General features: G+C 61.0%; 14 protein-coding genes and 1 pseudogene. 7 read left to right on the top strand and 8 right to left on the bottom strand.

Annotation, left to right across the window (positions count from 1 at the left end; genetic code table 11):
• From NKH02_RS27535 to NKH02_RS27500, 8 genes and pseudogenes are all read right to left on the bottom strand, one after another.
• A pseudogene (locus tag NKH02_RS27535) lies at positions 1 to 207 on the bottom strand (L,D-transpeptidase); the annotation flags it as partial.
• Positions 208 to 398: 191 nt separating this feature from the next.
• Positions 399 to 776, bottom strand: coding sequence for a DUF309 domain-containing protein (locus tag NKH02_RS27530; protein ID WP_352882850.1), 378 nt, complete (start codon positions 774 to 776; stop codon positions 399 to 401).
• 796 nt (positions 777 to 1,572) lie between these two features.
• Positions 1,573 to 1,749: an SOS response-associated peptidase family protein gene (locus NKH02_RS27525; protein ID WP_352882848.1), complete on the bottom strand. Its 177-nt coding sequence runs from the start codon at positions 1,747 to 1,749 to the stop codon at positions 1,573 to 1,575.
• Between the two features lie 317 nt (positions 1,750 to 2,066).
• On the bottom strand, positions 2,067 to 3,137 hold the full coding sequence (locus NKH02_RS27520) for a tartrate dehydrogenase (protein WP_352882847.1): 1,071 nt from the start codon (positions 3,135 to 3,137) through the stop codon (positions 2,067 to 2,069).
• A gap of 475 nt (positions 3,138 to 3,612) precedes the next feature.
• Entirely contained in the window at positions 3,613 to 4,503 is an 891-nt protein-coding gene (locus NKH02_RS27515; protein WP_352882846.1) for a carbohydrate ABC transporter permease, read from the bottom strand.
• Position 4,504: 1 nt separating this feature from the next.
• Positions 4,505 to 5,356 carry a carbohydrate ABC transporter permease gene (locus NKH02_RS27510; RefSeq protein ID WP_352882851.1) on the bottom strand — a complete coding sequence of 284 codons (852 nt, stop codon included), beginning with the start codon at positions 5,354 to 5,356 and terminating at the stop codon, positions 4,505 to 4,507.
• A 195-nt stretch (positions 5,357 to 5,551) separates the two neighbouring features.
• A complete protein-coding gene (locus tag NKH02_RS27505; protein ID WP_352882845.1) occupies positions 5,552 to 6,877 on the bottom strand; it encodes an ABC transporter substrate-binding protein in 1,326 nt (441 codons plus the stop codon).
• A 35-nt stretch (positions 6,878 to 6,912) separates the two neighbouring features.
• On the bottom strand, positions 6,913 to 7,995 hold the full coding sequence (locus tag NKH02_RS27500) for an ABC transporter ATP-binding protein (protein WP_352882844.1): 1,083 nt from the start codon (positions 7,993 to 7,995) through the stop codon (positions 6,913 to 6,915).
• A 633-nt stretch (positions 7,996 to 8,628) separates the two neighbouring features.
• Here NKH02_RS27500 and NKH02_RS27495 point away from each other — a divergent pair.
• The 7 genes from NKH02_RS27495 (at position 8,629) to NKH02_RS27465 (ending at position 16,758) form a co-directional block, all read left to right on the top strand.
• A complete protein-coding gene (locus tag NKH02_RS27495) occupies positions 8,629 to 10,260 on the top strand; it encodes an ABC transporter ATP-binding protein (RefSeq protein WP_502910922.1) in 1,632 nt (543 codons plus the stop codon).
• Between the two features lie 264 nt (positions 10,261 to 10,524).
• Positions 10,525 to 11,016 (top strand): MarR family winged helix-turn-helix transcriptional regulator, encoded by a 492-nt coding sequence (locus tag NKH02_RS27490; protein WP_023758780.1) that lies wholly within the window; start codon positions 10,525 to 10,527, stop codon positions 11,014 to 11,016.
• Positions 11,013 to 11,732 carry an SDR family NAD(P)-dependent oxidoreductase gene (locus NKH02_RS27485; RefSeq protein ID WP_352871560.1) on the top strand — a complete coding sequence of 240 codons (720 nt, stop codon included), beginning with the start codon at positions 11,013 to 11,015 and terminating at the stop codon, positions 11,730 to 11,732. Before NKH02_RS27490 ends, NKH02_RS27485 begins: the two co-directional genes overlap by 4 nt.
• Before the next feature lie 2 nt (positions 11,733 to 11,734).
• Positions 11,735 to 13,066 (top strand): NAD(P)/FAD-dependent oxidoreductase, encoded by a 1,332-nt coding sequence (locus tag NKH02_RS27480; protein ID WP_352871562.1) that lies wholly within the window; start codon positions 11,735 to 11,737, stop codon positions 13,064 to 13,066.
• Between the two features lie 122 nt (positions 13,067 to 13,188).
• Complete coding sequence (locus NKH02_RS27475; protein WP_502913865.1) at positions 13,189 to 14,802, top strand: peptide ABC transporter substrate-binding protein; 1,614 nt, start codon at positions 13,189 to 13,191, stop codon at positions 14,800 to 14,802.
• A 107-nt stretch (positions 14,803 to 14,909) separates the two neighbouring features.
• Positions 14,910 to 15,860: an ABC transporter permease gene (locus tag NKH02_RS27470; RefSeq protein WP_352871566.1), complete on the top strand. Its 951-nt coding sequence runs from the start codon at positions 14,910 to 14,912 to the stop codon at positions 15,858 to 15,860.
• 10 nt (positions 15,861 to 15,870) lie between these two features.
• Positions 15,871 to 16,758 carry an ABC transporter permease gene (locus NKH02_RS27465; protein ID WP_352871567.1) on the top strand — a complete coding sequence of 296 codons (888 nt, stop codon included), beginning with the start codon at positions 15,871 to 15,873 and terminating at the stop codon, positions 16,756 to 16,758.
• Positions 16,759 to 16,766 lie beyond the last annotated feature (8 nt).

Below are 16,766 nucleotides of genomic sequence, written 5' to 3'. Positions count from 1 at the left end.
CGGCTCGCTGCTGAAATACTTGACGATCTGGCGATGCCATCTCTTGTCGATCTTGGCGAAGTTGGTCTTGCGATAGACAAAATTGTTGTCGCTGGCGGTACCGGCGTAAAAGGATTTTGCCGTCGCGGCTTGAACAATATTGCCGGTTGCACCGACCGCGACCAGCGCCAGGCCGCCGAGCACGACACCCCTGCGTGATAAAACCATCGGCAATCCCCCATGCCGTAAGCCTGACGGACCATAGTCGAGAATTATTTCGCCTCAAAGTGGAAAATGCTGCAGTGGGGCCGGAAGCAGACGGTCCGCAATCGTGAAGAGTTTCGGGCGCCGGCAGGCATACGAAAGTCCCCGAGGAAGGAACCCGCTGCGCGGGAAGGCGCCTGCGGTTGAGGTAGAGATCAAGAACCGGTCGTCGCACTCGCGTTGAGCGGGGTTCGGCAGGGGCAGAGCATCACAGGCTTCTTCAACAAGGAGCCTGACGATGCCTCATCCAGTTCTCGAAGCCGGCTCGGCACCGTCACCACCTGACGAAAAAGCGCGGCAGCTCTTGTTGCATGGCACACGGCAGCGACCTGCTTTCCCTCGCGGATTTTCACACCGGCTGCGGCCAGCAGGATCAGTCCTTTGAAGAACAGGCGGTGCTGCGTGCTTCGTTTCGCAGCGTGCCAAAGAGGCTCCCAAGCCTCATGCGCTTCCCAGTAATAGCCGTGGTTGAAAAGGTCGATTCCCCATCGAAAGACATCCGAGCCTAGTGATTCCGCAAGGGCGATGGTCACGGGCTCGTTTCGGTAGCTATGGCCCAAGGGATCACGTACCGGATGCGGATGTTTGCCAGGCAGGTACGCATAGGTCGGAAAATCCTTTTCGGGCAGCAAGCGAGGACGAGACATCGACCCAGCAAGCATGAAAGCGCGTTGATGGCAATTCATGTCACATGGAACTGACGGCAAGGGCGCTTTCGATGTTCGTCTTTTTTTTGCTCAAGCCGTCGCATAAAAAGCAGTCTGGATTTGGGAGGGAAATCTCCAGAAACCGGCGAGTCGCTTGGCAAAGCCGCCCCTGAGCTCGGAATTTTCGGCACGGCGTTGGCCGCCATCTGCAAACAGTATCAGGTTCCTACCCCGGATCGGGCTACTGGACCTCGTCTCCTCACGTCATCTCGCGAACCCCGAGTCGGAGATCACGTTGAGGACGCCGCGAACTGCGGCCACCGGCCAGGCAGCGTGCTATTCATCCGTAGCGACGGCCACACCAGGTTGCGCTGCCAGATGACCTCTGCACCGACCGGAACTTCACCATGATCGCGAAGTTCTGCCAGGAACGAGGACTTAAGCACCAAACGCGGCAGGTGCAGGCGATATGGCCGAACGGAGAATATGAAACCTTTCGGCTCCATTGTTTCAGTGATGCCGCGTCTGCAAAGGCGTTCCTTGATCACTTCGAGGGGCAGATATTCTATCCGAAACGGGATCGAGAGAATGGAAAGGTTCGGGACGTCTGGCGCCGCACCGGCGAATACACGCCGGTTCTCGATCTCGGTCCCCTCAGCGTGCCGGAGATTACGCAGCTAAATCACGAACTTTCGGGGCGAACTTTCTCCACCGAAAGCGATCCGGATGGAAGCGGGCGCGAGAGCTCGGCGTCAGGCTTTGTTAAATTGATCCAGGCAGCCCAATTCTCCGGCTGAAGGACGACCACCTGTCGGTTGTGATATGGCGCGACATCCCGCCCGGGATCGGTCGTCAGCATGGTGAAGGTGGGCGGCTTGTGCCAACAGCTTCACGCCCAGCGACGGCCATGATGCCAGTTCGATCGCGTCGCCTCGCTGCGGGGGATACGAAATCACTGTCGCCGCGAGGTCCGCAATGAGAGGGGTGTCGTGGGAGCATCGCATGCTATGGCTTTCGCAGGCCCGGCAACAAACTTTGGATGCTCAGCGAATTGCGTTGTCGCTTGCGCGAATGAGCTTCAGACCGGACCGATGCTAGATTTTTCTGTTCTGGGTAATTCCTGTTGCCAGCGCATCATCCGGCCCGCCCCATTTTTAAAAATCTGCCAAAGTAGTGCTAGTTGGAGCGAAGTGCCTCGATCACGGCGGCCGTGACCGCTGCCGTGCTCGCAGCACCACCAAGATCCGGGCTAAGAAACTCTCCACGGTCGGTGACGATCTCGATCGCCACCATAAGGCGACGTGCTGCAGCCACCTCCCCGAGATGGTCGAGCATCAGGCTTGCCGTCCAGAACGATCCAATAGGATTTGCAATGCCCCTGCCGGCGATATCGAAGGCCGAACCGTGGATGGGCTCGAACATGGACGGATGCCTGCGAGACGGATCGATGTTCGACGTCGCGCCAACGCCAAGAGAACCGCCAAGCGCAGCAGCCAGATCGGAAAGGATGTCGGCATGGAGGTTGGTCGCTAAAACCGTGTCGATACTGTCGGGCTTGTTGACCATTCGCTGGGTCATGGCGTCGACTAGCATCCAATCGACAGTCAGACTGGGGTAGTCGCGAACCACCTCGCGAACGACTTCGTCCCAGAGCACCATGCCATGGCGCTGTGCATTCGACTTTGTCACCACTGTCAGCAGCTTTCGGGTCCGTGACGAGGCAAGGTCGCAGGCAAACCGGGCGATTCGTTCGATGCCGGTGCGGGTAAAGACAGCGACATCCATGCCAACCTCGATCGGCAGGCCGCGATGGACGCGACCGCCGACGCCAGCATATTCGCCCTCGCTGTTTTCGCGGACGATCACCCAGTCTATCCGCTTGCCGAGTTCGGGCCGCAGCGGACCGGTCAGTCCAGGCAGGAGGCGCGTCGGCCGCACATTGGCGTACTGGTCGAACCCCTGGCAGATGGCCAGGCGCAGACCCCAAAGCGTGATATCGTCGGGGAGATTAGGGTCGCCGACCGAGCCGAAATAGATCGCATCGAAGGCCTTAATCTGGTCAAGGCCATCGCGCGGCATCATGCGGCCGTTGCCGCGATAGTAATCAGAACCCCAGTCGAAGCGCTTGAAATCGAAGGCAAGACCTGGTTCGGCAACAGTCAAGGCTTCTAGCACCTTCACCCCGGCCTCGACGACCTCCGGTCCAATACCGTCACCACCGATGACAGCGATCATATGCGAGGACATTCCCAGGCTCCTTTTCGATGACAGCGACGATAGCGCCGGTCATTCCTTCGGTATCGGCGGTGCCCCTGAATATATCGCCTATCGCCGTTCGCGTTTGGGGCCGCGTGGGCGCGCAAATCTTGCTCGGTCATGCCGTCCCTGGTCATTCCGTGGCGGTGACCTCGACCGGACTCCCCGTCTGGCTGGTCCCGACTGGCTTCGAAAACCCGCAGTAATGGGATTCAATCCCGGCATCGCTTGAAAGACGGTGTCCAATTTTCAAAAAAGGCTGGAAGGTCACGCAAGGCGGTTCCATCTTACCCATTTGGCGTCAGTCAGCACAAATCGTCCCATTCAGCCTGAATCACAAACAAGCCAAAAGCCGATTCCTAAATCTCGACAGGACTTAGCACGAGGCCGAGTAGGTTCGTTGAAAAGGATACCAAGCCTGCGGTGTTTCTACGGGGCGGCTTCGGAAGGCGACCGTGGCAAAGCCTCACTCCTTCACTGCCCCTGTCATCGAGGAGACGTAGTGTTCGACAAAGAATGAATAAAGCACCACCACCGGCAGAGAGCCGATCAGTGCGCCTGCCATCAGCGCTCCCCATTCATAGACGTCCGAGCGCACGAGCTCGGTAAGCACGCCGACCGGGACGGTTTTGTTTTCGGACGACTGGATGAAGGTCAAGGCGTAGATGAATTCGTTCCACGACAGGGTGAATGCGAAGATGCCCGCGGAAATCAGGCCCGGCACCGACAGCGGCAGCACGATCTTGGTGAGGATCTGCCAGCGGCTCGCTCCGTCGATCAGCGCGCATTCTTCCAGTTCGAACGGGATCGAGCGGAAGTAACCCATCAACAGCCATGTGCAGAACGGTATGAGGAAGGTCGGGTAGGTAAGGATCAGAGCGAACGGCGTGTCGTAAAGGCCGAGGTTGAACACCATTACCGACAATGGAATGAACAGGATTGAGGGCGGCACGAGATAGGCCAGGAAGACCGCCAGACCAACCTGGCGCGCCCCGGAAAACCTCAAGCGTTCGATCGCATAGGCCGCAAACACCGAAGCAAGCAGCGACAGGAACGTGGCGGCAGTTGAGATGATGATCGTGTTGAGCAGCCAGCCGGGGTAGGACGTCTCGAAGAGAAGATAGCGTATATGCTCCAATGTCGGATGCACTACCCAGAACGGGTTGAAATTCGCATAATCCGTCATCTCGAGATTGGGTTTCACCGCCGTGATCGTCATCCAGTAGAACGGGAACAACAGCACGATGACGAATACCAGCAGCGGCAGATAGACGGTCACTACGCGCCGGGGCAGGCTCTGAAGATAACCCATGCCGCCCTCGTCTGTGTCCGGACGGTTGCTTTCGATCGCGGCCATGTCAGTCTCCGCCGCCCTGCTGCCATTTGCGGCGCTGCAGGCCGAAATAGCTGAACAGGATCGCCGCAAGCAGGAATGGAATCATGGCCACCGCGATCGCGGCGCCCTCGCCAAGCTGGCCTCCGGAGATGCCTCGCTGGAACGACAGCGTCGCCATCAAATGGGTGGCGTTAACCGGCCCGCCGCGGGTCAGCACATAAATCAGCTGGAAATCGGTGAAGGTGAAGAGCACCGAAAACGTCATGGTGATGGCGATGATGGGTGTAAGCAACGGCAACGTCACGTAGCGGAACAATTGCCAACGGTTGGCACCGTCAAGCGTCGCGGCCTCGTAGAGCGACTGCGGAATCGTCTGCAGGCCTGCAAGCAGTGTGATCGCCACGAACGGAATGCCGCGCCAAACATTAGCGGCGATGACCGACGCCCGCGCGTTCGTCGGATCGCCGAGGAAATTGATGCGATGGTCGATAAGGCCCATCTGCTGCAGGGCCCATGATAGGATCGAGAACTGCGCATCGTAGATCCACCAGAAGGCGATGGCCGACAGCACCGTCGGCACTACCCACGGCAGCAGGACGATCGCGCGGAAGAACGATTTGAAGGGCAGGTTTTGATTGAGAATGAGCGCCAACCAGAGGCCAAGCGCGAATTTCAGGATCGAGGCGCTGATCGTGTAGAGCAAGGTGTTGAAGACGGAGAGCCAGAAGACGGCGTCGCTCCAAAGATACTCGTAGTTCTCGAGGCCAATGAAGATGCCGGGGCGGCCGATGCGGGCATCGGTGAAGCCAAGCCAGACGCCGAGGCCGAGCGGATAGGTCAGGAAGACAAGCAGTAGTGCCGCCGCCGGCAGCATGAAGCCGAAGCCAAGCGCGTTCCGGCTTTCGGCCCAGCGCGATAGAATCCGCGACAGGTTCGAAGAACGCGGCTGAATGGCAGCTGACGGCACGGCCATGGGGTCGGCTCCTGTTGAGGTCTTATTGATCGGCCGGAACAGCCTTGACGCAGTCCGAAGCCAGCCAGACAGCCCTGCCGCCCGGCTGAGCCCGGCTCAAACGCGATAGTAGCGGTTTGCGCGCTTCTCGGCCTCTTCCATCGCCTCTTGCGGCGTCGCCTGGCCGGTCACGGCCTTGGCGAACATATCGACTAGCACATAGTCGGCCATGGTTGCCGCCGAGGCATAGCCTAGCGGCCCGGCATAACCGTTAGGTCGCAGCGTCGCCGAGGCTTTCGCGTAGGCAGCGTTGTTGGGGTCGGCCGTCCACACAGGATTGTTATCGAACGCCTTGAGCGTCTGGCAGCAATAGCCTGCCGAGGAGGTGATCCAGTCCGACATTTGCGGGTCCTCGAACATGAACTGCAGATAGGCTTTAGCCGCGTTCGGGTAAGGCGTGTAGTCAAAGATGACGGCGGTGGTCACCTGGAACAGCTCGACGGATTTCCCGATGGGTCCGATCGGTAGGTTGGTCGTGCGCGTGTCCTTGGCGATTTCGGTCAGTTTCGGATCCTTGTCCTTGTTGATCTTGGCCGTGTTGTAGGCGGAAATGCCATTGGCGATCACGCTCAGTTCGCCGGCCAAGTAGGCTCGGTTGTTGTTGACGTCGAGCCAGCTCTCGGTGCCGGGAATGAAAGTTTTGTATAGCTGCTGGGCGTATTCGATCGCCTTCAGGGTCTCGGGGCTGTTGATCGTCACCTTGCCGCTCTCGTCGACCATCTGGCCGCCGTGGCTCCAAAGCAGCCAGTGCGCGTAATTGTTGCCGTCGCCGACGCCATGGCCATGCGTGAAACCGGCCGGATGTCCCTTCGCCTGCAGCGCTTTGCAAAGCTCGAGGAAGCCTTTCGTGTCTTTCGGAAATTCCGAGAAGCCAGCTTCCTTGACCCAGCTCTCGCGATAGACGATTGCATTGCCGATGGTGGCCAGCGGCAGGCCGATGAATTTTCCTTCCCGGGTCGCGTACTGCTTTGGCCCGTCATGCCAGCCGCCGTACTTCGACCCGAGATATTCGCCCAGCTCGGTCACGTCGTGCAGCTTGTCGGGATATTGGTGTGGATCGTCGAACCAGACGAACATCAGGTCGGGGCCGGACCCGACATTGGCGGCGACTGCTGCCTTGGGGCGAATGTCCTCCCAGCTTTCCTTGTCGACGCGGACCTGGACACCGGTCGCTTCGGTGAATCGCTTGGTGTTGGCCAGCCATTGGTCCTCGTCGCCCTGGACGAAGGGTGACCAGCGCAGCAGCCTAAGCTTGGCGCCGTCCTCGGGTTTGTATTTCGGTTCCTCCTGGGCATAGGCGGGCGAGCTGATGAACCGGCTTCCCAAGGCGCCCGCCGCCGCGGCGGCGGTGGTGCGGATTACGTCGCGTCTGGTGAACCTCATGCTTGTCTCCTCCTGTCGATTCCTCGTAGTGGTCCTTATTGCCTGCTGCGCGTTTCCAATCGTTGCCCGGTCTCGCCGTTGAAAAGGTGAATGAGTCCCGGCTCGGCGGCGAGCTGGATGGTTTCGCCAGGCGTGAAAGAATGGCGCTCTCGAAAATTGGCGACGATCTCGTCACCCCCGGAAGTGCGGCCGATGAGCTGCACCTCCGACCCGGTCGGTTCGACCACCACGACGGTGACGGGAATGCCTTGGTCGGACAGCCGCAAATGCTCGGGCCGTATTCCCAGAACCACTGGCCCGCCGCTGCCGATGGGAAGTGGCGCGGCGAGCGGCACCGAAATGCCGCCGGCGCCGCGAAAGGACGGCGGGCCGTCGGTTGCGATTTCGCCCTTGAGCAGGTTCATTGCGGGCGAGCCGATAAAGCTGGCGACAAAGAGGTTGTTCGGCCTGTCGTAGAGTTCCAGCGGCGGTCCGATCTGCTCGACGACGCCGTCATGCATGACGACAATCTTGTCGGCCATGGTCATGGCCTCGATCTGGTCGTGCGTGACATAGACCGTCGTGGTCTTCAGGCGCTGATGCAGTTCCTTGATCTCGGCGCGCATCTGCACCCTGAGTTTGGCGTCGAGATTGGACAGCGGCTCGTCGAAGAGGAAAACCTGCGGATCGCGCACGATCGCCCGGCCCATGGCGACGCGCTGGCGCTGGCCACCGGAAAGCTGGCGAGGATAGCGCGACAGCAGCGGCATAAGCCCGAGGATTTCGGCCGCCCGGCGAACGCCGGCATCGCTTTCTGTCTTGGAGACCCCTTTGAGCATCAGCGAGAACGCCATGTTCTCGGCGACTGTCATGTGCGGGTAGAGCGCATAATTCTGGAAGACCATAGCGACGTCGCGTTCCTTGGGCGCAACGTTGTTGACGACACGTTCGCCAATCGCGATCTGGCCGCGTGAAATCTTTTCCAGGCCGGCAATCATTCTGAGAAGAGTCGATTTTCCGCAGCCCGAGGGCCCGACCAGCGTGACGAATTCGCCGTCTTTTATATCGACGCTGACGCCGTGTAGAATCTCGACGGACCCGAATGATTTGTAGACTTCGCCAATTGCGACAGACGCCATCGATTTCCTCCCGAATGCTTCCTGCGACGTCGTCGAAGGAAACCGCTTCGTGTCTGGTCCGCGACAGCCCCAGGCTCCCCTCCCCTGCTCACGCGACGTGGAAACGGTAGCGGTACCAAACCGGGCTGTAAAGCGTTTACTCCAGCCGCAGGTGCACGGGACTTTCGCCGTGGTGCCCGACCGCCGGCCGCGCCTGTACCCCTTGGCGCCGGTCTCGTCTTTAGGGGCATCTATTCCGGCCGCGGCGTCGCTATATCGCTGTCACTTGGCCAGGAAATCGGTCGCTGGTCAGCGGTCGGCGCACGGACGAGCAGATGCCGCTGCCGGTTACGAACATGAAGCCAGTTCCGTTCCATCCGATCGCAGTGCAGGTCGCCAACCGCATGCATGCCTGGAACCGCATCCAGGATCGCCCTTCTTGATAAAATCATAGGCCGACGATACTGATTTCGCGCACTGGTGGTTGGCATGGTCCAGTTAGGGACCGCTTACCACGCGACTTCAGGCGCCAATGGTTCGTCGGCTAGTCGACGAATGAAATAGTCGTCGGGGCTTGCGCTGATGGCAGGACGTGCGGCTAGTATGCTGTCAGATCATTGGACTTTGAAGGGCCAAGCAATGCCGCCGAGCGAAATGACCACCCACGAGCCGAGCGAGCAAACTGTTCTCTCTGTTCGAAATCTGACCGTCCGCCTGCCAAACAACATGGAGCGGGAGAACGCCGTCGAAAACATTTCCTTCGACATGCGGAAGGGTGAGATGCTCTGCATCGTCGGCGAATCCGGCTCCGGCAAGTCCGTCACCGCAAACGCGATCATGGGCCTGCTGCCGTCTTCGGTGCGGATCGCGCAGGGAAGCATCCGCTTCAAGGGTCACGATCTCGCCAGCGCCGGGGAAGACGTGATGCGCAGTCTGCGTGGCCGTTCGGTCTCCATCATCTTCCAGGATCCGCTTTCCGCGCTCAATCCGCTGATGACTGTCGGCCAACAGGTGGCGGAGGTCATGGAAGCACACCGGTCCGGCACCTCGGCGACCCGCGCCAAGGCGGTTGTCGACCTGCTTGGCGAAGTCGGCCTGCCGGAACCGGCGGTCTTGCGCCACCAGTATCCGTTCCAGCTCTCTGGCGGGCAACGCCAGCGCGTCATGATCGCCATGGCGCTGGCGCTCAAGCCTGATCTTTTGATCGCCGACGAGCCGACCACCGCTCTCGACGTCACCACCCAGGCGCAGATACTTGCCCTGATCCGGCGGCTGCAGCGCGAAAAGAACATGAGCGTCATGTTCATCACGCACGATTTTGGCGTCGTCGCGGAAATCGCCGATCGCGTCATCGTCATGGAGAAAGGCGCGATGGTCGAACAAGGCGCCGCCGCCGACGTGCTGGGCAATCCAAGCCATCCCTACACCAGGCGGCTGATCGCCGCCGTCCCGCATATGATCGAGAGCGAAACGAAGGCGCGCGAGGATACTCCGATCGCGCTGGCGGTGCAGAAACTCGACAAGACATATAGCCCGGGCATCGGCTTCTTCTCGAGGTCCCGCATCGTGCATGCCGTCAAGCAGGTCAGCTTCGAGGTTCGGCAGGGCAGAACGCTCGGCATCGTCGGCGAGTCCGGCTCGGGGAAATCGTCGCTGGGCCGCGTCCTGCTGAAACTCCTGAACAGCGACGGAGGCAGCATCCTGTTCGACGGCAAGGATATCGCGGCGCTTTCGGACTCCGAGTTCCGACCGATGCGGCCGCACATCCAGATGATCTTCCAGGATCCGTTCGCCTCGCTCAATCCGCGCCAGACGATCGCCAAGATCCTCACCGTCGGCCCGATGGCGCACGGCCTGTCCGCTCCGGAAGCGCGCGCGAAGGCGCTGCGGCTGCTGCGTCTGGTCGGCCTCGACGAGGGTGCCTACGACCGCTTTCCGCACGAATTCTCTGGCGGCCAGCGTCAGCGGATCGGCATCGCACGAGCCCTGATGATGGACCCCAAGGTCCTGGTCGCCGACGAAGCGGTCTCGGCTCTTGATGTCTCCATCCAGGCGCAGATCCTCGATCTGCTGGCGAGCATCCAGGAAGAAATGAAGATCGCCATGATCTTCATCACTCACGACCTGCGGGTGGCAAGCCGGATCTGCGACGAAATTCTGGTGATGAACCGCGGCGAAGTCGTGGAGTGTGGCCCGCCGTCGCAGATATTCCGGTCGCCACATCACCCCTATACGAGGCAACTGATCTCCGCCATTCCCGGCAAGGAATGGATCCCGGCTGCTTGAGCCGCGGCCACCCTGAAGCTCTCCTCCCCTGAACAATAAATGACCATGCCGACAAAGGCGCGGCCGCATGTCTGCTCCTTGATCAGGCTGCCGATGCGTGCCGCGCCGGTCTCCTGCTGAGTAGAATAGTTGCGTTTGTCCACTAAAAGTAGTTGCATTTATCCACTACTCGCTCAATCATACCCTGGAAGCCCTCGACAACCCCGGATGGGGCTGCGGCGATCTCGATGAAGGCTGTCCACGACAGCCTCTGGAGAGTGTTCGATGCCGGTGAAGAAGAACAAAGGTCCGCCTTATCCTGTCGAGACGGTCGGGCTGGATGTCCTCGAAGACACGTTGAGCTTCTATATCCGCAGCATCAACATAGCGCTTTCACGCGATCTTGATGACCGGCTGGAAGGTCTCGATGTTGCCCGGGGAACGGGCAAGATCACCACACTGCTCCTTGTCGACAGCCATCCAGGAATACGGCCCTCGGTCATCGCGCAGCTCATCATGCGCGATCGCTCCGCCATGGGCAGGCTGGTCGACCAGATGATCGATCACGAACTGATCACGCGTCAGGCTGCACCGGACGATGGACGCGCACAGGAGCTCCACATCACCCAAAAGGGGGCAGACCTCGCCCGCAAGGTGCGCAAGATCGCCACCAAGCAATCCAGCGATTTCTTCGCCGATGTGCCCGAGAAAGACCAGAAGCGTCTGCTGGACATATTGCGGCGTGTCTACCGCCGCACCGCGGGACTCGACCAATGAGGAAACCCGCAGGAATCCGAACCGGCCAGCGTGTGGCACTCGTGTCCGGTGCCAGCCGCGGCATCGGTGCGGCTTGCGCCCGGCACCTGTTCGAGACGGGCTGGACATTGTCGCTGGGCATGCGCGAATCGGTGCAGCCCGACTGGGCCGATAGCGAACGCGTCCGCCTGTTCCCGTACGATGCCGCGGAAGCCGGCAGTGAACAGACGTGGGTCGACGGCACCATTGATGCCTTCAACCGGATCGACGCGGTTGTCGCCAGCGCCGGCATCATGATTCCGAAGTCGGTCATCGACATCGACGACGCGGATCTCGATCTGATGTTCGAGATCAACGTCAAGGCTCCGCGCCGTCTGGTGCGCGCGTCATGGGCGTCGCTTGCGGCGAGCCCCGCGGGCCGGGTGATCATACTGGCCTCATTGTCTGGCAAGCGGGTCAAGTCCGTGACCGCGGGCTCCTACTCGATCTCCAAATTTGCCGCAGTCGCGCTGTCCCACGGCATCCGGCAGGCGGGGTGGGACCTCGGAATTCGGGCCACGGCCGTCTGTCCCGGTTTCGTCGCCACCGACATGGCCCGCGGCGTCACCGATCGCTCCGATGCGCTGATGACCGATCCGGACGACCTCGCACGGATCATCGGCTTGCTTCTCGATCTGCCCGATCATGCGAGCGTCGCGGAATTTTCCATCAATTGCCAGCTCGAGGAGTCCTACTGAGCATGCCCGGACCGTTCGTCGTCCCCGTCCATGGAGATACCGAGCTGCCAAAGGAGGTCGACTGTGTCGTCGTCGGCGGCGGCATCATCGGCACCGCGACGGCACTTGAACTGGCCGAGACAGGCTTGCGGGTCGCCCTGTGCGAGAAGGGCGAGATCGGACAGGAACAGTCCAGCCGCAACTGGGGCTGGGTTCGCATTTCCCGGCGGGATCCACGCGAGGTTCCGCTGATGGCGGAGGCCTTGCGCATATGGGCGAGGCTCTCCGAACGGACCGGACGAGACACTGGCTATGCCCGGGCCGGAATTGTGTTCACATGCGCGGACGACAAGGAATACGAACAGCACGAGCGCTGGGGACGCCATCTCGAAGGCTATCAGTTCGAGTCGCGAATGATCGGCGCGGGTGAACTGCGTGACCTCCTCCCCGGCTCCAATCTCGACGTCAAAGGGGCGCTCTACACGCCCGCCGACGGTCGCGCCGAGCCCCAGAAGGCCGCGCCTGCAATTGCCGAAGCCGCACGCGACCGCGGCGCCGCCATACTGACGGAATGCGCCGTGCGCGGCGTGGAGACGACGAACGGCGCCGTCTCGGGCGTCGTGACCGAACGCGGCTTCATTGCCTGCAAGGCGGTCGTCCTTGCCGGAGGGGTCTGGTCGAACCTGTTTTGCGGAACGCTTGGTCTCAACCTGCCGCAGTTGAAGGTCATGAACACGGTTCTTCGCACGACGCCGGTCGAGAACGGGCCGGACCAGGCCGTGTGGGCAAACAACTTCGCCATACGCAAGCGCCAGGACGGTGGCTACACCGTCGCCTCCAGCATGAGCAATGTCGTCGACATCGTGCCGAACTCCTTTCGCTATGCGCGCGATTTTCTTCCGGCCTGGAAGACAGAGTGGCGATCGCTGCAATTCCGCCTGGGCGGTCGTTTCCTAGACGAGGCAAGGATGCCGACCCGCTGGGCGATGGATGAGGCGAGCCCCTTCGAATACTGCCGCGTGCTCGATCCAAAGCCTTCCAAGAAAAGCTCGGAGCGCGTCCTTGCAAATGCCCGCATAGCATTTCCGGTTCTGGAAAAGGCACAGGTGGCGCAGCGCTGGGCCGGCTATATCGACGTCACGCCCGACGCCATTCCCGTCATTTCGGCCGTCGACAGCGTTCCCGGCTTCCATGTGGCGACCGGTTTCTCGGGCCATGGTTTCGGCATCGGCCCCGCGGCAGGCAGGCTGATGGCCGATATCGTCACCGGACGGCCGCCGATCGTCGATCCCAAGGACTTCCGGTGGTCGCGGTTCTCGGACGGATCGAAGGTCGCTCCGATCACTGGATTATAAGCGCTCCGACAAGAGAGCGTGACACAGCGAAAGTGGAACACTATGAAAAGGAGCCTCCAATGTCAGACAAGAGCAGCAGCAGCAGCATAATCTTTCGACCGACGCGTCGTCAGGCGCTTGGAATGGCAATCGCCGGTGCCGCCGGCCTCACCATGCCCAATCTGACGGGAGCAGGCAGGGCCCTTGCGGCAACCCCGCCGAGCGAACCCAAGGGACAGGTGATCGTCGGGTTTTCCCAGGAGCCCACCGTCTTCAACCCGCATTTGCCCCATATCGAGGTCGACGAGGGCATTCACTTCAGCGTCTTCGATCCGCTGTTTGGTGTCGATCCCAAGGGCAATTTCTTCCCCGCGCTCGCCAAGGAGGTGCCTACCGTCGAAAACGGCGGCATCTCGGCCGACGGGCTCGAGTGGCACGTCAAGCTGCGCGACGACGTGAAGTGGCATGACGGACAGCCGTTCACCGCCGAGGACGTTAAGTTCACGCTCGAACTGCTGGTCGACCCGAAGTTTCGCAGCTGGCGACGCGCCGGCCACGAACTTGTCCAGGACCTGACTGTCGTCTCGCCAACCGAGATCAAGTGGAAGATGAAGGAGCCTTACGCGCCCTACCCGTCGATCCTGGCCGCGACCTTCATCGTTCCCAAACATGTGCTCGGTGCGGCGGAGGACAAGAACACCGCGCCGTTCAACAATGCCCCGATCGGCACTGGCCCGTTCAAATGGGTGGAACGCATGGCCGGCGACCATATCGAACTGGCCGCCAACACCGACTACTTCGCCGACGGCCCCTACCTGAAGAGCCTGATCTACAAGTACATTCCGGATCTGACCGTTCTCTACACCCAGTTCAAGACCGGTGATATCGACGTCATCGGACTACAGTGGATCACAGCCGACCACTATGAGGAAGCCAAGGCATTGGGCGGAACGTCGGTCGCCGTCATTCCCGCCGCCACGGTCGAGTCGCTCAGCTTCAACATGGAGCGCCCGCAGTTCAAGGAACTCGCCGTTCGCCAGGCGCTGTATCATGCGCTGGACAAGAAAACGATCATCGACGCCCTCTACTACGGGCTGCCGGCCCCGACCGAAACCTACATGCCGCAGCAGTCCTTCTACTACAATCCGGATTTGCCGAAGCAGGAATACGACGTGGACAAGGCAAAGAAACTGCTAGACGACGCGGGGTGGGTCCCCGGAGCGGACGGCATCCGCGTCAAGGACGGTGTCCGCCTCTCGTTCAAGAACTCGACCACGGCGGGCAATCACATCCGCGAACAGGCGCAGCAGTTCATCCAGCAATCGTATCGCGACATCGGCGTCGAGGTGATGATCTCCAACCTGCCGCCAGCCGTGATGTGGGGCGACTACTGGATGAAGTCGGAATTCGATTCCGTCGTCGTCGGCATTAACTTCCTGACGGGCTCCGATCCCGACACGTCGGACTATCTCAGCTCGAAGTCGATTCCGGCCAAGGGTGGCGCCGGCCAGAACACCTGGCAGTATGCCAGCCCGGAGGTAGACAAGCTGCTCGGATCTGGCGGTGTCGAATTCGTGCCGGAGAAACGCAAGCAAGCCTACCTGAAGATCCAGGAGACCGTACGCAACGACCTGCCATTCCTGCCGATGTTCCAATACGCGACGGTGCGCGGACACAAGTCCGGTGTCGAAGGCGTCGAGCCGAACATCAATGTACGCATCGACTCCTGGGACGTGGCCACCTGGCACTGGGCATAGCCCGCGCAAACGAGGCCGGGCCGGTGATGACCGGCTCGGCCTGCATAGCCGACAAGGCGCCTCTGGCGCGACTGTATCCGACGGACACCAAAACGGAGACAACCGGCATGCTTCGCTATCTGCTGGGACGCTTCTGGCAAAGTCTCGTCCTGCTCCTGCTGGTCTCGGTGATCGGCTTTGCCGTCCTGAACCTGGCTCCGGGCGGACCGCTCTCGCAATTCACTCTCACGCCAGGAATGACGCAGGCCGATCTTGACCGGATCGCCACGCAAATGGGACTCAATCGCCCTCTTCCCATCCAGTACCTCGACTGGCTGAGCCACCTGCTTCGCGGTGACTGGGGTCATTCCTACCGGGACGGCAGGCCCGTGCTTGATATCATCTGGGAGCACCTTGTCGCGACATTGCTGCTGATGGGCGTATCGACCGCGATCGCCATCTTTGTAGGCACGTGGATAGGTGTCCTGGGCGCGCTTAGACGATACTCGATCTTCGACTACGCAGCGACGGTCGGCGCGATGGTGGCATTGTCGATCCCGACCTTCTGGTTTGGGTTGATCGCGATCTACATATTCTCGCTGCGGCTCAGATGGCTGCCGGCCGGCAACATGTACACGATCGGCAATGGCTCGCTCGGCGACTACGCGATCCATCTCATCATGCCGAGCATCGTTCTTGCGCTGGTCAATGTCGCCGTGTGGAGCCGCTACATGCGCACCGCCACGCTCGACGTCATCAGTCAGGATTTTGTCCGAACGGCCCGGGCCAAGGGGCTGAGTTCCCGGCGCGTATTGATCCGCCACATCCTCGGAAACGCCCTGCTGCCGATGATCACCCTGCTGGGGCTGCAACTGCCAACAATACTGGGTGGGGCGCTGGTGACGGAAACGGTCTTTACCTGGCCCGGCATGGGACGGCTGTTCCTCGATAGCCTCGGTTACAGCGACTACCCCGTCGTGATGGGTCTGCTGATGATGTCCGCGGTCCTTGTCCTGGTCGGCAATCTGGCCGCGGACCTCACCGTCGCATTCGTCGATCCGCGCATTCGATTGAGCTGAGGACGAAGAGATGACCCAGTCGGATTTCCTCATCCCCACCCACGCCAGGCACCGCTGGTGGCAAAGCCGCTCCGTGCGCCGATTTGCCCGTCACCGACTGGCGATGTTCGGCCTGGTGATGATCGTCGTTCTGGTGCTGGCCTGCGTCCTCGGCCCCTTGCTGCTGCCCTTTGACGATCTCTACATCGATCTGCGTGGCCGGTTCTCGCCGCCGTTCACGGGCTATCATTTCTTCGGCACCGATCCGCTCGGCCGCGACATCGCGGCGCGCCTCTTCATGGCCGGACGCATTTCGCTCCTGGTCGGCTTCGCTGCGATGGTCATCAGCACGGTCTTTGGAACCGTGCTCGGGATCGCTGCCGGCTTCTTCGGCGGCCGCATCGGCACGGTGCTGATGCGTTTCGTCGACGCGATGCTGTCCTTTCCCAACATCTTCCTACTGCTGGCGATGGCGGCCTTCATCAAGCCGAGCCCGATCATGATCACTCTGATCATCGCGGCAACGAGCTGGATGGAAATCGCGCGCATCGTCGAGGCGGAAGTGCGATCGCTGCGCGAACGCGACTTCGTGGTCGCCGCCCGCATGCTCGGGCTCAGCAACAGCCACATCATGTTTCGCGAACTGCTGCCCAATGCGATCGGCCCGATCATCGTCGCGGCCACGCTTACCGTTGCCCGCGCCATCCTTCTGGAAGCCTATGTCAGCTTCCTCGGCTACGGCATCCAGCCTCCGCTGCCGAGTTGGGGCAACATGCTGAACGGCGCCCAGCAGTATCTCGACAGCGCGCCGTGGTTGGCAATCGTTCCCGGTGCCGCCATCACCCTGGCAGTCACCAGTTTCAACTTCATCGGCGACGGGTTGCGCGATGCGCTCGACGCACGAAGCGACATGCTGTGAAGCCGCCC

This window comes from Mesorhizobium sp. M1396, assembly GCF_040317725.1.
In the GTDB taxonomy this organism is placed as follows: domain Bacteria; phylum Pseudomonadota; class Alphaproteobacteria; order Rhizobiales; family Rhizobiaceae; genus Mesorhizobium.
The sequence above is the reverse complement of the archived record's forward strand: the minus strand, read 5'-3'. Positions and strand labels throughout refer to the sequence as shown.